Source organism: Ruegeria sp. BI12 (genome assembly GCF_056537985.1).
Genome location: NZ_JBQFSL010000001.1, coordinates 1,266,215 through 1,281,827, shown reverse-complemented (window position 1 = coordinate 1,281,827; position 15,613 = coordinate 1,266,215). Strand labels below are relative to the sequence as shown.

At 58.3% G+C, this 15,613-nt stretch carries 14 protein-coding genes; 11 read left to right on the top strand and 3 right to left on the bottom strand.

The genetic code is table 11. The features are described from left to right. Positions 1-103: 103 nt before the first annotated feature. A complete protein-coding gene (pdxH, locus tag ACR0AK_RS06595) occupies positions 104-709 on the bottom strand; it encodes a pyridoxamine 5'-phosphate oxidase (protein ID WP_480792775.1) in 606 nt (201 codons plus the stop codon). Between the two features lie 136 nt (positions 710-845). Here pdxH and fabI point away from each other — a divergent pair, with 136 nt between their 5' ends. The 5 genes from fabI (at position 846) to trpE (ending at position 6,847) form a co-directional block, all read left to right on the top strand. Then, a complete protein-coding gene (fabI, locus tag ACR0AK_RS06590) occupies positions 846-1,652 on the top strand; it encodes an enoyl-ACP reductase FabI (RefSeq protein WP_480792774.1) in 807 nt (268 codons plus the stop codon). 5 nt (positions 1,653-1,657) lie between these two features. Beyond that, entirely contained in the window at positions 1,658-2,167 is a 510-nt protein-coding gene (gene gpt, locus ACR0AK_RS06585) for a xanthine phosphoribosyltransferase (RefSeq protein WP_480792773.1), read from the top strand. 54 nt (positions 2,168-2,221) lie between these two features. Next, the gene (locus ACR0AK_RS06580) at positions 2,222-3,397 is read left to right on the top strand and encodes an aminotransferase (RefSeq protein WP_480792772.1); all 1,176 of its coding nucleotides are present in this window, start codon (positions 2,222-2,224) and stop codon (positions 3,395-3,397) included. A gap of 84 nt (positions 3,398-3,481) precedes the next feature. Next, positions 3,482-5,323 carry a peptidyl-prolyl cis-trans isomerase gene (locus ACR0AK_RS06575; RefSeq protein WP_480792771.1) on the top strand — a complete coding sequence of 614 codons (1,842 nt, stop codon included), beginning with the start codon at positions 3,482-3,484 and terminating at the stop codon, positions 5,321-5,323. 12 nt (positions 5,324-5,335) lie between these two features. Next, on the top strand, positions 5,336-6,847 hold the full coding sequence (gene trpE, locus ACR0AK_RS06570) for an anthranilate synthase component I (protein ID WP_480792770.1): 1,512 nt from the start codon (positions 5,336-5,338) through the stop codon (positions 6,845-6,847). A 45-nt stretch (positions 6,848-6,892) separates the two neighbouring features. Here the strand turns inward: trpE and ACR0AK_RS06565 are convergent, their stop codons facing one another. Beyond that, positions 6,893-8,488 (bottom strand): divergent polysaccharide deacetylase family protein, encoded by a 1,596-nt coding sequence (locus ACR0AK_RS06565; protein WP_480792769.1) that lies wholly within the window; start codon positions 8,486-8,488, stop codon positions 6,893-6,895. 195 nt (positions 8,489-8,683) lie between these two features. Between ACR0AK_RS06565 and ACR0AK_RS06560 the strand changes: the two genes are divergently transcribed. The 6 genes from ACR0AK_RS06560 to lexA all read left to right on the top strand — a co-directional run bounded on the left by ACR0AK_RS06560 (position 8,684) and on the right by lexA (position 13,509). Further along, positions 8,684-9,265, top strand: coding sequence for an anthranilate synthase component II (locus tag ACR0AK_RS06560; RefSeq protein ID WP_170557132.1), 582 nt, complete (start codon positions 8,684-8,686; stop codon positions 9,263-9,265). Next, a complete protein-coding gene (gene trpD / locus ACR0AK_RS06555) occupies positions 9,262-10,281 on the top strand; it encodes an anthranilate phosphoribosyltransferase (RefSeq protein WP_480792768.1) in 1,020 nt (339 codons plus the stop codon). Before ACR0AK_RS06560 ends, trpD begins: the two co-directional genes overlap by 4 nt. Next, the gene (gene trpC, locus ACR0AK_RS06550) at positions 10,278-11,090 is read left to right on the top strand and encodes an indole-3-glycerol phosphate synthase TrpC (protein WP_480792767.1); all 813 of its coding nucleotides are present in this window, start codon (positions 10,278-10,280) and stop codon (positions 11,088-11,090) included. Before trpD ends, trpC begins: the two co-directional genes overlap by 4 nt. After that, entirely contained in the window at positions 11,090-11,563 is a 474-nt protein-coding gene (gene moaC, locus ACR0AK_RS06545; RefSeq protein ID WP_170557126.1) for a cyclic pyranopterin monophosphate synthase MoaC, read from the top strand. Before trpC ends, moaC begins: the two co-directional genes overlap by 1 nt. Continuing rightward, positions 11,560-12,732: a molybdopterin molybdotransferase MoeA gene (locus tag ACR0AK_RS06540; protein ID WP_480792766.1), complete on the top strand. Its 1,173-nt coding sequence runs from the start codon at positions 11,560-11,562 to the stop codon at positions 12,730-12,732. Before moaC ends, ACR0AK_RS06540 begins: the two co-directional genes overlap by 4 nt. A gap of 78 nt (positions 12,733-12,810) precedes the next feature. Next, positions 12,811-13,509: a transcriptional repressor LexA gene (gene lexA / locus ACR0AK_RS06535; RefSeq protein WP_170557122.1), complete on the top strand. Its 699-nt coding sequence runs from the start codon at positions 12,811-12,813 to the stop codon at positions 13,507-13,509. Here the strand turns inward: lexA and ACR0AK_RS06530 are convergent. Next, positions 13,503-15,548 carry a ComEC/Rec2 family competence protein gene (locus ACR0AK_RS06530; RefSeq protein ID WP_480792765.1) on the bottom strand — a complete coding sequence of 682 codons (2,046 nt, stop codon included), beginning with the start codon at positions 15,546-15,548 and terminating at the stop codon, positions 13,503-13,505. The genes lexA and ACR0AK_RS06530 overlap by 7 nt on opposite strands. Between the last annotated feature and the right edge of the window lie 65 nt (positions 15,549-15,613).

Genomic DNA, 15,613 nt, shown 5'->3' with positions numbered 1-15,613 from the left:
AATTTCATTTCGTTAAGGGTCCGATGTGTATGGGAATGGTCCGCAAATTCAAGCTGAAAAATTACTTTGCTTTCAGCAACTTGCATTTCACGATACGCGAACGTCATGGATTCAACCTCTGTATCAGCCAGTCGGAATCAACTTGATCCCGCTGCCACCGGAACCTGTCATGCAACCGAAAGGCACCATCAGCCCAAAATTCGATTTCGGTTGGCACCAGCCGATAGCCACCCCAGAACGGCGGACGTGGCGGATTCGGACCAAATTTGGCCGTCACCTTCGCCACTTCGGCCATCAGAGCCGAACGGCTGCTGAGAGGCTGAGACTGCTTGGACGCCCAGGCCCCCAATCGGCTTTTCAGCGAGCGGGACGCATAATATTCATCTGCTTGCGGCCCACTTTCTTTGGTGATTGTACCACGAACTCGGATTTGACGCCGCAGAGATTTCCAATGCATTACAAATGCAGCTTTCCCGGCGCTGTCCAACTCGGCTGCCTTGGCACTTTCGTAATTGGTGTAGAAAACGAAAGCTGCCGGTTCGATCTCTTTTAGCAGAACCATGCGCACATTCGGCATGCCGTCCGAATCGACGGTTGCCAATGCAATCGCGTTCGGATCGTTCGGTTCACTCTCTCTGGCGTCAGCCAGCCACCGTTCCGCTATTTCAAACGGATCGGTGCCGGCAAATATGCCGTCACGTTCGCTCATTCCCATCCCCTGGAAACTATTAAAGCCCACCCTAGGGCGAGAACCCGCCACGGGCAAGAGCGCGCGGCCTTGATGCAGCGCACCCAATGGCATAAACCATCCCAACATGATGCGAAGGACAGGCGGAGAACCTAACATGTCAAATCAGTTGATGGCCGGCAAACGCGGCCTCATCATGGGACTGGCCAATGATAAATCAATCGCATGGGGAATAGCCCGCGCTTTGTCCGATTCCGGAGCGGAGCTCGCTTTTTCCTACCAGGGCGACGCACTTAAGAAGCGCGTCGATCCGCTGGCGGCGCAACTTGGCAGCGAGATTGTCCTGCCCTGCGACGTCAGCGATGAGGAATCAATCGACTCGCTTTTCACCGCGTTGGAGGAGAAATGGGGCAAGCTGGACTTCGTTGTTCACGCCATCGGTTTCTCGGACAAGAACGAACTGCGGGGCCGTTACGTCGACACCTCTCGCGCGAACTTCAAACTGACTATGGATGTGTCGGTCTACTCCTTCACAGCCGTGATGCAGCGTGCGGAAAAAATGATGGGAGAAGGCGGCAGCGCAATCACCCTTACCTATTATGGCGCGGAACAGGTGATGCCCCATTATAACGTGATGGGTGTTGCCAAAGCCGCGCTGGAAGCATCGGTCAAGTATTTGGCCGAGGATCTGGGCAAGGACGGTATCCGCGTCAATTCGATCTCGGCCGGTCCGATCAAGACGCTGGCTGCTAGCGGCATCGGTGACTTCCGCTATATCATGAAATGGAACGAGTATAACTCGCCCCTGCGGCGCAACGTGACCATCGACGATGTCGGTAAATCGGCACTGTATTTGCTGTCTGACCTCAGCAGCGGCGTGACAGGTGAAAACCTGCACGTGGACTCGGGTTATCATATCGTCGGCATGAAAGCCGTCGACGCACCAGACGTCGAAAAGGGGTAAGGATCATGAGCGCCAAGGATCGTCTGCCCCACGAAAAAGGGTTTCACATCAGCTGGGATCAGATTCATCGTGATTCCCGCGCTCTGGCTTGGCGGTTGGACGGGCAAGGCCCCGATGGTGGCGCATGGCGCGCAGTTGTGGCCATCACCCGCGGCGGCATGGCTCCTGCGATGATCGTCAGCCGCGAACTGGATATTCGCACGGTCGATACGATCAGCGTCCGCTCTTACCATCATCAGGATCAGGGAGAGGCCGAAGTTCTCAAGGCCCCCGACGCGGAGCTGATGGGCGACGGCACAGGCGTTCTGATCATCGATGACCTTGTCGACAGCGGCAAAACACTGGAGCTGGTGCGCGCAATGTACCCCAACGCACACTTCGCCACGGTTTACGCCAAGCCCAAGGGTCGTCCCATGGTGGACACGTTCATAACTGAGGTCAGCCAGGACACCTGGATTTTCTTCCCGTGGGATATGGCCCTGCAGTATGTCGAGCCCTATCGCGGCACCGACTAAAGCCTCCCTCCCAAAGAGCGCGAGGCTAAGCCTCACAAAAAGGACAGGACCGTAATGACCCAGTCCCGCACCACCGCGACATTTGCACCTCCTGTTATGGAGGCGCGGCGATGGTTGGAAGGGGCGGAGTTCCCCGATGACCGCCCCCTGATCAATGTCAGTCAGGCGGCCCCTGTCGATCCGCCGCCGATGGCGCTGCGCGAGGCGATAGCCGATTTTGCCATGACCCAAGACAGTGCCCATCTTTATGGGCCTGTTCTGGGCAACCCCGCCCTCCGATCACAGCTCGCGGATCAGATCGGGACGCACTATGACGCGCAAGTGTCCAGCGCGCAGGTGGCAATCACCTCAGGCTGCAATCAGGCCTTCGCCGCTGCAATCACAGCGATCACCGATCAGGATGACGAAGTGATTGTTCCGACGCCCTGGTATTTTAATCACAAGATGTGGCTGGACATGGCCGGGGTTCGGACGGTGGATTTGCCGACCGATGACACTCTGCTACCCGATCCGAACACGGCCCGTGCTCTGATCACCGACAAAACCCGCGCCATTGTTCTTGTGACACCGAACAATCCCGGAGGTGTAGAATACCCTGCCCCTCTGGTTCGGGGTTTCTATGATCTTGCGCAGGAAGCAGGCATCCGATTGATCGTTGACGAAACCTATAGGGATTTCGACAGCCGCAGCGGCCCGCCGCATGATCTGTTTACGCAGCCCGATTGGGACGCAACCCTGATCCACCTCTATTCCTTTTCCAAAGCGTATCGGCTGACCGGCCACCGTGTCGGCGCGATTGCAACCGAAGCTAAGCTTCTGTCGGAAATTGAAAAATTTCTGGACACGGTTGCAATTTGCCCTGGCCAGATAGGCCAACATGCTGCCCTTTGGGGAATGCAAAACCTGTCTCAGTGGCTTGCGTGCGAACGGGATGAGGTCCTCGACCGCCGCGCCGCGATAACCGAGCTTTTGCCACGCCTGACCGAAAAGGGCTGGCGTCTGTTGGGTCTGGGCGCCTATTTCGCCTATTTCGAACATCCGTTCGATATCCCATCGGACGAACTGGCACGACGGCTGGTCCCCGAAGCAGGCATTCTGCTGTTGCCCGGTACCATGTTTATGCCTGAAAATGATCCGGCCGGAAAACGTCAGGTTCGCATCGCTTTTGCCAATCTTGACCGCGCCGGTTTGGGGCAATTGTTCGAACGTCTGCAGGCTCTGTCCTTCTGAGCTTGCCCCCCGACGGTGCGCGTCGTATTCAGGGCCGCAACCGACAGGGCAGTAACCTGCCGACAAACGCACAAAGAGGGCACTATGGCCGCAGGCATGAAAAACCTATCAAAGACCTTTGTCTGGATTCTCATGGGCCTTTTGATGCTCGGCCTTGCCGGGTTTGGCGCAACCAGTTTGACCGGAACAGTGCGCTCAGTCGCACAGGTCGGAAACGAGGATATCTCGGTCGATGACTATGTCCGTGAACTGCAGCGCGAAATTCGCGCAGTGGAACAGCAGACTGGTCAACCTTTGCAGATGTCGCAAGCGATGGAATTCGGTCTGGACCGTCTGGCATTGTCGCGCCTGACGGCTTTGGCGGCACTGGATAACGAAGTCGGCTTGCTGGGCATCTCAATCGGTGATGAAAACCTGCAGGAAGAAATCGTTGCGATCCCGGCCTTTCAGGGCGTCAATGGCACATTTGACCGTGACGCGTATCAATTCCAGCTGGAACAGGTCGGCATGTCGGATACCGAGTTCGAATCGGATCTGCGCAAGGAAACATCCCGTACCATCGTGCAGAACGCCGTGGTCAGCGGTGTGAAGATGCCTGAGACCCTGACGCAGGTATTGACCGATTACGTTGGCGCTCGCCGCAGCTTTACTGTTGCAACCCTGGCACCGGATGCCCTGTCCGCGCCTATCCCCGCTCCGACCGATGAGCAGGTGCAAACGTTTTACGATGAGAATACCGAGCTGTTCACATTGCCGCGAACCAAAAAGCTGACTTATGCGATCCTGTCGCCTGAAATGCTTCTGGACGACGTAGAAGTCGACGAGGACGCAGTGCAACGCCTATATGAACAGCGCGCTGCGGAATTCCAACAGCCCGAGCGTCGCTTGGTCGAGCGTCTGACTTTCCCGAATGAAGAAGAGGCCCAAAACGCGATGGCCCAGCTTGAGGTCGGCGGTAAGACCTTCGAGCAACTGGTTCGGGATCGCCAGCTGGAGCTTAGCGATATCGACCTTGGCGACGTAACCCGTGAAGATCTGGGCGAGGCAGCCGAGGATGTATTTGCGGCCGATTTGGATGCCGTTGTCGGCCCATTGCCTTCCACCTTCGGACCGGCACTGTTCCGCATCAATGGCTCGCTTGCCGAAAACAGTACGTCGTTTGAAGATGCCGCCCCTGCCCTGCGCGAGGAATTGGCAGCCGATCGCGCCCGCCGCCAGATCGAGGCGCAGGCCGAAGATATCAACGACCTGCTGGCCGGCGGTGCAACATTGGAAGAACTGGTATCCGAAACCGAGATGGAACTGGGCCAGATCGACTGGACTGCGCAAACCGGAGAAGGCGTGGCGGCCTATGACGGGTTCCGCAGCGCGGCCGAAGCCGTACAGGACGGAGACTTCCCCGAGGTCGCGTTCCTTGAGGACGGCTCGATCTTTGCTCTGCGTCTGAACGAGGTTCTCGAACCCCGGCCCGAACCGCTAGAGACCGCACGCGATCGGGTCGTTGCCGCCTGGACACAAGCCGAAACCAACACGGCATTGGAAGAACAGGCAAATGCGGTTCTGGAACAGGTGCAGGCCGATGGTGACTTTACGGCCACCGGATTGCCGTTCCGCGTCGAAAACGCCCTGACCCGCACGGCCTTTTTGGAAGATGTACCTGCAGACTTCATGACTCAGGTCTTTGAAATGGAACAAGGCGACCTGCGCGTTATTCCCGGTGCTGGCACCGCATTTATTGTGCGTCTGGACGAGTTGTTGCCGCCTGACGAAACAGATGAACTGCGTCAGGTACAACAAGCGCTTGCCGCCCAGATGGATCAGGCTTTGGCCCAGAACATCTTTGATGCATTTGTTCGGGATGCGCAGGTCCGTGCCCGCCCCGTCGTTGATCAGCAGGCCCTGAACGCGGTTCAGGCGAGCTATTAAAAGAGACTGAATATGGCGCTGACCCCCGACTTCGACAGCTTCGCCCGCGCCTATGAGGCAGGCGAAAATCAAGTTGTCTATACCCGTTTGGCCGCCGATCTGGACACTCCGGTATCCTTGATGCTCAAGCTAACGGGCGCGCAGAAAGACGCGTTCATGCTGGAATCGGTCACCGGTGGCGAGGTTCGTGGCCGGTATTCGATAATCGGGATGAAGCCAGACCTGATCTGGCGCTGCCATGGCGAGGCGTCCGAGCTGAACCGTTCGGCCCGGTTCGACCCCGAGGCGTTCTCGTCTCAGCCTGGCAACCCGATGGATAACCTGCGGGCCCTGCTGGCGGAAAGCAAAATAGACCTGCCGGACGACTTGCCCCAAGCGGCGGCTGGGCTGTTCGGGTATCTTGGATATGACATGGTGCGGCTGGTGGAATACCTGCCTGACGTGAACCCTGATCCGCTTGGCTTGCCCGATGCCATCATGCTTCGTCCTTCCGTCATCGCGGTGTTGGACGGCGTCAAGGGCGAGGTGACTGTCGTATCGCCTGCGTGGGTCAGCGAAGGACAATCGGCCAAAGCTGCGTACGCGCAGGCCGCAGAACGTGTCATGGACGCAGTGCGCGATCTGGACCGAGCCATGCCCGCCGAAACACGCGATCTTGGCGATGCGTCCGAAGTGGCGCCGCCCATGTCGAACTTCACCAAATCCGGCTATATGGAAGCGGTCGAAAAGGCCAAGGAATACATCCGCGCGGGCGACATATTTCAGGTCGTCCCAGCGCAGCGCTGGACGCAGGATTTTCCGCAGCCACCTTTCGCGCTTTATCGTTCGCTGCGACGTACCAACCCATCGCCCTTCATGTTCTATTTCAACTTCGGCGGCTTTCAGGTCGTGGGCGCAAGCCCAGAGATTCTGGTGCGTGTCTTTGGCGATGAAGTAACCATTCGCCCCATCGCTGGTACCCGACCGCGCGGCGCCACACCCGAAGAGGACAAGGCCAACGAAGTCGATCTGCTGGCCGACAAGAAAGAACTGGCAGAGCATCTGATGTTGCTGGACCTGGGTCGAAACGACACCGGGCGCGTGGCAAAGATCGGCACTGTACGACCGACCGAAGAGTTCATAATCGAACGCTATAGCCACGTGATGCACATTGTATCCAACGTAGTTGGCGAACTGGCCGAGGACAAAGACGCACTGGATGCCTTCTTTGCCGGGATGCCTGCAGGCACCGTGTCGGGCGCGCCAAAGGTTCGCGCGATGGAGATCATCGACGAGCTGGAGCCTGAAAAGCGCGGTGTTTACGGCGGCGGCGTGGGTTACTTCAGTGCTGGCGGCGACATGGATATGTGTATCGCCTTGCGCACGGCCATCGTCAAAGACCAAAAGCTTTATATTCAGGCCGGTGGTGGCGTTGTGTATGACAGCGACCCTGAGGCCGAGTTCATGGAAACCGTCCACAAATCGAATGCCATCCGGCGTGCGGCTGCAGACGCGGCTCGGTTTACCGGCTCCGGCAACTCCTGATGTATTTGGGCTGACCTACCCGGTCAGCCGCTTTTCGTTACGGATTTATTGAGCTTCTTGCGTCATGACTGCTGAAATCGGGGCCATGGCGACACGACCGCCGCGATCTTCCAGTCCCCAAAGCAACAGCGCCGAGATCGTGTCGGGGCGCAGACGTCCCAACATGACGACGGTTCCCTGCTGGCCAGCCCGAAACGCAGCCTGATCCAAAAACCGTCGCATGATCGCGGGATCTTGGCGTGCACCGTCGATGTCCCGAAATATAACACCCGACGGGATACCGTTGCGGGCAGCCAGCTTTTGCACCGTATTCAGTCCATTATCCTGAGTGATAAGACCGCGCCCGGAATCACCGGCAATGGCGGCCACTTGATCGGCCAGTTTGCGGTTTCCCTGAATGCCGGTTCCCACGCCTTCCAGAATACCGACTGTCTCTGGCAAGGTATCCAGCCACACGGCCATCGAAACCTCGGCATCCTGCGCGCTGGCTGCCTCGGGCAGATCGGCGAGTGCCAGAACCTCGAAACCAGCATCACGGTGGCGGGCCATTTTTTCAGCCGCTTCGGGGTCCGACGGGCTGACGGCAAAACTCAGTGGGTATGGGAAATCCTTCAACGCCTCGGCCCCAAAAGCGCCTTCATCATCGATCAGAATTATCGACATTAGCGGTTTGGATTCGGGGTTTTCAAACTTGGCGGCGTAGGCGTCAATTGGTTTACCGGGCAGAAGTGCCGCCACTTGGTCGCCCTCGTCGACCGGCGCATCATCTCGTTCGGTCAGGGGTACAACTCGCTTACCAACGGTCAGACCCGCGGGTTCCGTTTCTTCGCCGCCGATCTGCGGGACTGCTGCAATCCGGGGCAGCTTACGAAGTTGCGGATCTTCCTCGCCTTCTACAGCGATCGGGTTGTTTTCAAGCGGATCGACCTCGGGCTCCTGCGTTTCGATCGCAACGGGTTCAGGATTCGGCTCGGGTTCCGGCTCCACGGCTGCAATTTCGGGCAAAGGTTCAGGTGCGGGTTCAGGTTCAACTTCCGTTTCGGTGACCTCTGGCAGCGGTTCAGCGACTTCAGGCTCAACCTCGGCAACCTCGGGTTGGGCTTGTTCGACTTCCGGTTCGGGCAGCACCTCCAGAATTTCAGGTGCGGGCTGCGGCTCAGCTTCTGCCACGGTATCTTCTTCAATAACCGCCGGTGGCTCGGGAGCGGTTTCTGAAAGGATCGGCTCGCCTTCGGTGCTGGGCAGCGGCTGCAATTGCGAGGGTGCCTGCGGCACAACCGGGGCCTCGTTCGAAATGGCTATCTCAGTCGTATCAGGTATTTCGACACCCTCGACCTGCGTGACGTCCTCACTGATCGTCGGTTCGGTGTCCGGCACAGTTTCCACTTCTTCCAACCCGGCAAGGTTGTCGGTTTGGTCCCCGGATATGTCGGACGCAATCGGCGAGGCCGTCACAAGATCGGCATCTGCGACTGTTTCGGTCTCGTCTCCGCTAACTTCAGGGACCACAGCCGGAGCGGGCTCGGGCGCCTCCGCGTTTACAACCGGTTTCCGGGTCAAAGGGGTGTTCAGGGATAGTACCACACCAAGCAGACCAACAACGACCGCCCCTGCGATCATTCCGCCTAAAAATCCGCCCATCTTAACTGCCTCTCGCCTTCATCCTGCTTCGATAGCCTTAACGCCGTTTACCGCGCCTTTGGCCTGCGATTGCGCCATGAACAGGATGTCCTCTTGACGCTGCCCCGCAAGCCTGAGCATGTATGTCCCGACATTATACCGTGGCCAGGGGCTGTATCGCCAGTCCGAAATGCCCAAGCCGAGACAAGTGCCCAAATGCTGCTGCTGATCGACAACTACGACTCGTTTACTTACAACCTGGTACATTATTTAGGCGAACTTGGCGCCGAAATGGTCATTCGGCGGAATGACGCCTTGGATGTGCAAGAAGCCATGGCGATGAACCCGGCGGGAATACTTCTCAGCCCCGGTCCATGTGACCCGGATCAGGCAGGGATTTGCCTGGCGTTGACTGAAGCGGCAGCTGAAACGAAGACGCCGCTGTTGGGCGTCTGTCTTGGCCATCAGACGATTGGACAGGTGTTTGGAGGCAACGTTGTCCGCTGCCACGAAATCGTTCATGGCAAGATGGGAATGATGCATCACACTGGGAAAGGTGTTTTCGCGGGCCTGCCCACCCCGTTTGAGGCAACCCGTTATCACTCGCTGATTGTGGATCGTGACACCCTGCCCGACACGCTTGAGATCACGGCAGAGCTGGAAGACGGCACAATCATGGGGCTGCAGCACAAGGAACTGCCAATCCACGGCGTCCAGTTCCACCCTGAATCTATCGCTTCCGAGCATGGCCATGCCCTGCTCAAGAATTTCCTGTCCGAGATGAAAGTTCCTGCATGAGCGACGCTCTGAAACCACTGATCGGAGCCGCAGCCGATCGGCCCCTGACGCGTGCCGAGGCTGAACAGGCCTTTGGTATTCTGTTTGACGGCGAAGCCACACCCAGCCAAATCGGCGGGTTGCTGATGGCAATGCGTACACGCGGCGAAACAGTAGACGAATATGCGGCCGCGGCCGCCGTGATGCGCGCGAAATGCAATGCTGTCAAAGCTCCGGGAGGCGCGATGGATATTGTCGGCACCGGTGGCGACGGCAAAGGTACGCTGAACATTTCGACCGCTACGGCGTTTGTGGTTGCTGGTGCGGGCGTTACTGTAGCTAAGCACGGCAATCGAAACCTGAGCTCCAAATCAGGCGCTGCAGATGCGCTGGGGCAATTGGGAATCAACGTTATGGTTGGCCCACAAACCGTTGAAAAAGCACTGCAAGAGGTCGGCATTGGCTTTATGATGGCCCCCATGCATCATCCGGCAATTGCCCATGTCATGCCCAGCCGGCAAGAGCTGGGGACGCGTACGATATTCAATATCCTGGGCCCATTGACCAATCCCGCTGGTGTTCGACGTCAGCTGACCGGCGCGTTCAGTCGTGATTTGATCCGCCCGATGGCGGAAACCCTGGGTCTTTTGGGGGCCGAACACGCCTGGCTTGTGCACGGATCAGATGGAACTGACGAACTAACAATCACCGGTGTAAGTTGGGTCGCCGCGCTGGAAGATGGCATCGTGAAAGAGGTTGAACTGCACCCCGAGGACGCAGGTCTGCCAGTTCATCCCTTTGAAGACATCATTGGCGGAACGCCCGAGGAAAACGCCGTGGCGTTCCGCGCCTTGCTGGACGGTGCGCCCTCGGCCTACCGCGACGCGGTGCTGTTAAACTCTGCCGCAGCCCTTGTGGTTGCGGGCGCGGCCGATGACCTGAAAGACGGAGCCGCCAAGGCGCGGGAAAGCATCGACAGCGGACAAGCCAAAGACAAAATCGCGGCCCTGGCCCGAATTACGCAGGAGGCCGCATGACCGAGACGGTTCTAGATAAGATCAAAGCCTACAAACTTGAGGAAGTTGCGGCAGACAAGACTCAGAAGTCGCTGGAAACGCTGGAAAATGAGGCGCGCAGTGCGCCCGAGGTCCGCGGCTTTGCAGACGCGCTTCGCGCGGCGGCGCGTCGGGGGTACGGCCTGATAGCCGAGGTCAAGAAAGCCAGCCCATCCAAAGGTTTGATCCGCCCGGATTTCGACCCGCCCGCGCTGGCTAAAGCCTACGAAGAAGGTGGAGCCGCATGTCTCTCGGTGCTGACAGACACGCCCAGTTTTCAGGGTGCAAAGGAATATTTGACGGAAGCACGGGCTGCTACCTCCCTTCCAGCATTGCGCAAGGATTTCATGTACGACCCCTATCAGGTGGTCGAGGCGCGTGCTTTGGGTGCGGACTGCATTCTAATCATCATGGCATCCGTGGATGACACACAAGCAGCCGAGCTTGAACAGACGGCATTCGATTGGGGCATGGATGTTCTGATCGAAGTTCACGATCAGGAAGAACTTGAACGTGCCGCCCTTTTGACAAGCTCGTTGATTGGAATAAACAACCGCAATCTCAAGACTTTCGAGACATCTCTTGATACCACCCGGCACCTGTCCAAGCTGGTGCCTGCGGGTCGCACGATCATCTGCGAAAGCGGGCTGAGCACGCCTGAAGATCTAGCCGACATCGCAAGATACGGTGCCCGCAGTTTCCTGATCGGTGAAAGCCTGATGCGCCAGGACGACGTGGCAGCAGCCACCCGGCACCTTCTGGCAAGCCCCTTGATCCCCGGAGTCATGTGATGCCGCTGACCCATTTTGATGCGCAGGGACAAGCCCATATGGTCGATGTCTCGGAAAAAGAGGTCACTGACCGGGTCGCCGTGGCGGCTGGACACATCAAAATGGCGCAGGACACTTTTGACCTGATTTCCGAAGGCCGCGCCAAAAAAGGGGATGTTCTGGGCGTGGCGCGTCTTGCAGGTATCATGGGCGCCAAGAAAACACCGGACTTGATCCCCTTATGTCATCCGCTTCCGGTCACAAAGGTTGCGGTGGAACTGACGCTGGATCCGGACTTGCCTGGAGTGTTGGTGGAAGCCACAGTCAAAACCTCTGGCCAGACTGGGGTCGAGATGGAAGCGCTGACAGCCGTATCTACCGCCGCGTTGACGGTTTATGACATGACGAAAGCCGTTGATAAGGCCATGGAAATCGGCGGCATCCGCGTGTTGCTGAAAGATGGTGGTAAGTCAGGGCGTTACGAGGCGAAATGATCACTGTCGAAGAAGCTCGCGCGCTGCTGTTTGATCTGGTTTCGCCCTTGCCAGTCGAGACAGCCATTTTGTCCAACGCCGCAGGTCGCGTTCTTGCACAAGATGTCGAGGCGACCCGCGACCAGCCGCCTTTTGAGGCATCCTCGATGGACGGGTACGCGTTGAAATCGACAGAAGTCGAGTTGCACGCCATGTTCAAAGTCGTCGGCGAGTCGGCCGCTGGCAATCGTTACGCCGGTCACGTCGGCGCTGGACAGGCGGTGCGCATCTTCACCGGCGCCCCGGTTCCGGAAGGCGCGGATTTCGTTGTTATTCAAGAAGATACAGAGCGTCGCGGCGACCTGATTACAATTACGGACCTGCCCGGTCCAAAAACGAACATCCGACCTGCAGGCGTCGATTTCCGTGCTGGAACAAAGATATCGGCGCCGCGCCAGTTGCGAGCAGAGGATGTCGCATTGCTGGCGGCAATGAACTTAGCGACAGTGCCTGTGACGCGAAAACCTGTCGTGGCTCTGATCTCAACCGGCGATGAGCTTGTCATGCCGGGCGAAACGCCTGGCCCAGATCAAATCATCGCATCCAATACGTTTGGCTTGAAAGCACTGCTGGAGGACGCTGGCGCACACGTTCGGATCCTTCCTATCGCACGCGATACGGTCTCATCGCTTGAAACCGCTTTTGGCCTGGCGAAAGGCGCTGATCTTGTTGTCACAATCGGGGGGGCTTCGGTCGGGGATTACGATCTTGTCTCGGATGTCTCCGCAGGGCTTGGGATGGAGCGGTCCTTCTACAAGATTCGAATGCGCCCTGGCAAACCTCTGATGGCGGGTCGTCTGGGCCAAACAGCGATGGTCGGATTGCCTGGAAATCCCGTCAGTGCAATGGTTTGCGGGTATCTCTTCCTGTTGCCGATGGTGCGTCGGATGTTGGGAGCGGAACAAGTTCTGCCACCATTACGAACCGCACGTCTTGCTGAGCCAATAAAAGAAAACGGCCCGCGTGAGCACTACATGCGGGCAATACTGGACGAGACCGGCATCCGGGCCTGTGCAGATCAGGACAGTTCACTGCTCAGCGTTCTGGCACAGGCGAATGCCCTGTTGGTGCGCGCACCGCACGACCCTGCCCGGCCTGCAGGAGATGAGGTTCGCTACCTCCCGATCTAGGTGCTACTCAAATCCGTTGACACAAAACGTGAACATGCGTAGAACAAAAGAAAACGCATGAGCGACGAGGTGTGAGCAATGCTGACCAAGAAGCAGTTGGATTTGTTGGAATTCATCCACAAACGCGTTCAGGCGGACGGTGTTCCGCCCAGTTTCGATGAGATGAAGGCCGCACTGGACCTGAGGTCCAAATCTGGCATCCACAGATTGATCACGGCATTAGAAGAACGCGGTTTCATCCGGCGTCTGGCGCACCGTGCCCGGGCCATCGAGATCGTCAAACTGCCGGAAAGCCTGGGTGGCGAGCCCACAGCTGCCTTCAAACCGCGTGTGATCGAGGGTGACAAACCCTCTGGCCCCCGGCCTGCAAACTTTGAGCCTGTGACCGTGGATGCGATGGAGCTGCCGGTAATGGGCCGCATCGCTGCTGGCGTCCCGATTGAGGCGATCAGCCATGTCTCGCATCGCGTCGCGGTGCCCGGTTCGATGGTATCCGGCAAGGGTGAACATTACGCACTGGAAGTGCGCGGCGACTCGATGATTGATGCGGGGATCAACGATGGTGACGTTGTAGTGATCCGGGAAACCTCGGTAGCTGACAACGGCGATATTGTAGTTGCACTGGTTGAAGATCAGGAAGCCACGCTGAAGCGGTTCTTCCGTCGCGGTCAGGCCATCGCACTTGAAGCTGCAAACCCAGCCTATGAAACCCGCGTTCTGCCGGAAGACAAGGTCAAGGTACAGGGTCGACTGGTTGGACTGATCCGCAGTTACTGAGCCTTCTCAAATTTCCGGTCCCCGGAAGTGTTCGGGGACCAAAGCCTATCGCCCATCGCCTCTTTGGTGGTTGTGATCTTGCCATCCGACAGGGATAGGCTGCCGGTAGACAGCAATCGTTTCGGATCAAAAACTTCACAGCCACCGGGCAGTTGCAGCGCCACGGCACTAACTACGATCTGATTAGCATTGCAGTCACTAATCCCTCGCGCCGCACGTTTGCCAGTGATGTGCAACACCTCTTTTCCTAGCCAGTCATACCGCAGTATCCCGTTGGTGTTATTCGGCCATCGACTGGCCGCCTTCAGCTGATCCGCCCCGTCGCCGTCGTTTTCTAGCCATACGGTCGCGACAAAGCCGCTGCCCTTCTTCTTGCTTAACGCCCGCCCCTGGTCGGTCATCACGCCGACAAGTCCGCCACTATCTGCAACCAGAATATCGGGGCGGTCTCCCTGCCCCCACAACATCAGCGCCGCGGCTATTGGTGCCATGCAAACCCATTTTGCCCGCCCTTGCCACAGCGCAAGCCACAAGCCGCCAAGCGCAATCAGCGGCAGGACATAGAACGGCGGGCTGACGACATAACCTAGCGCGCCGTCCAGCCCGGACACTTTTTGAGAAACCATCAGTATCCACTCCAACCCCAGCCCCATCGCTGCCAGCGGCACCGCCTCAAGCCCGATTGGCGACAACAGAGCTGCAACCACGGCCGAAGGGACGACAATCGTGCCCATGACCGGAACCGAAAGCATATTGGCCAGCAAGCCATAGTGCGACATTGTGTTGAAATGCGCTGCACCGATTGGAGCGGTTGCAAACCCAGCAATGGCTGAGGACATCAACAAGCCCGCAACAGGCTTAAGCCACTTTGGCCCCGGCATAGGCCCAAAGTCACGCAACGCTCCGAATACTGCCACAAGGGCTGTTGTTGCAGCAAAAGACATTTGGAATCCTGGACTTAACAGAGATTCAGGACGCAAGGTAAGGACGATAAGCGCAGCGACCGCGACTGCCCTCAGGGAAATCGCGCGCCTGTCGATCAATATGGCCAACAGCATAACGCTGGCCATAACGAAAGCCCTTTCAGTGGCGACATTCCCGCCGGACAGCAACAGGTAGATCGTGGCCGAGACCATGGCGCAGACAGCCGCCAGTTTGCGCACAGGGATCCTGAGGGCCAGTGCAGGAATGGTCGAGAACACCAGCCTGCACACCAGATAGACAAACCCGGTCAGCAAACCCATATGCAGACCCGAAATCGCCAACAGGTGTGCCAGGTTGGATGCGCGCAGTGCGTTCAGGGTCTCTTGTCCCATGCCGCTGCGGTCACCGGTTGTGACCGCGGCGGCGAACCCGCCGATTTCACCCGGCAAGATCGCCCGAACATGTTGGGAAATCGCCATCCGCCACGCCGTGATGCGGACACCATCAACCTGTGGGGGCGCGGCGATAAGAACCGGGACCCGAGTGTACCCCACGGCACCCAACCGTTGAAACCACGCGTGACGTCGGAAATCGAACCCACCCGGTTCGACCGGGCCTTGCGGGGGGGACAGATGGGCGGTGGTCATTATCCTTTGGCCGGGCGACAGTGACCGTACGCCGCCATGCAAGGAAAGCCGGACGCGCTGCGGCCGCTGGTCGCCCGGCACGTCCCCTATACGCACCTGATCCAGCGTCACCCGCAACGCGTCCGCCGCAGAGCGATCCATGGCTACGACCCGCCCCTCGACCGGGCCATAGTAACGCCATGACAGGACCGGCTCTGCCACCGTATGGGCGCGCACGCCCGCCAGGATGAACCCGGCAGCGATCAGCGCCCCCCCTGTCGTCAACGCGACCCATCCGGACGGAAGCCAACGCGCCATTCCCAGGCAAATGGCGATCACGACCACGAGGCCTGCATAGATCATCCAACCCGGTTCAAACCGAAGACTGAAATACAGACCTATTCCGACAGCAAGACAGACCGGAGACCACTGAAACAAATACCCTGTCTGGTTCAGTAATGCGGTCTCGACCCGTGCCAGAACACGCATGGTTGCCCCCGTCCTTCCGGCTCGTTAGACAGGCGCCAATCTATGCCCGACACGGTTACCAAAAG

Bases quoted from the DNA above. Each gene is read 5' to 3' on its own strand.
- pdxH (WP_480792775.1), bottom strand. From the start codon at position 709: ATGAGCGAACGTGACGGCATATTTGCCGGCACCGATCCGTTTGAAATA.
- fabI (WP_480792774.1), top strand. From the start codon at position 846: ATGTCAAATCAGTTGATGGCCGGCAAACGCGGCCTCATCATGGGACTG.
- gpt (WP_480792773.1), top strand. From the start codon at position 1,658: ATGAGCGCCAAGGATCGTCTGCCCCACGAAAAAGGGTTTCACATCAGC.
- ACR0AK_RS06580 (WP_480792772.1), top strand. From the start codon at position 2,222: ATGACCCAGTCCCGCACCACCGCGACATTTGCACCTCCTGTTATGGAG.
- ACR0AK_RS06575 (WP_480792771.1), top strand. From the start codon at position 3,482: ATGGCCGCAGGCATGAAAAACCTATCAAAGACCTTTGTCTGGATTCTC.
- trpE (WP_480792770.1), top strand. From the start codon at position 5,336: ATGGCGCTGACCCCCGACTTCGACAGCTTCGCCCGCGCCTATGAGGCA.
- ACR0AK_RS06565 (WP_480792769.1), bottom strand. From the start codon at position 8,488: ATGGGCGGATTTTTAGGCGGAATGATCGCAGGGGCGGTCGTTGTTGGT.
- ACR0AK_RS06560 (WP_170557132.1), top strand. From the start codon at position 8,684: ATGCTGCTGCTGATCGACAACTACGACTCGTTTACTTACAACCTGGTA.
- trpD (WP_480792768.1), top strand. From the start codon at position 9,262: ATGAGCGACGCTCTGAAACCACTGATCGGAGCCGCAGCCGATCGGCCC.
- trpC (WP_480792767.1), top strand. From the start codon at position 10,278: ATGACCGAGACGGTTCTAGATAAGATCAAAGCCTACAAACTTGAGGAA.
- moaC (WP_170557126.1), top strand. From the start codon at position 11,090: ATGCCGCTGACCCATTTTGATGCGCAGGGACAAGCCCATATGGTCGAT.
- ACR0AK_RS06540 (WP_480792766.1), top strand. From the start codon at position 11,560: ATGATCACTGTCGAAGAAGCTCGCGCGCTGCTGTTTGATCTGGTTTCG.
- lexA (WP_170557122.1), top strand. From the start codon at position 12,811: ATGCTGACCAAGAAGCAGTTGGATTTGTTGGAATTCATCCACAAACGC.
- ACR0AK_RS06530 (WP_480792765.1), bottom strand. From the start codon at position 15,548: ATGCGTGTTCTGGCACGGGTCGAGACCGCATTACTGAACCAGACAGGG.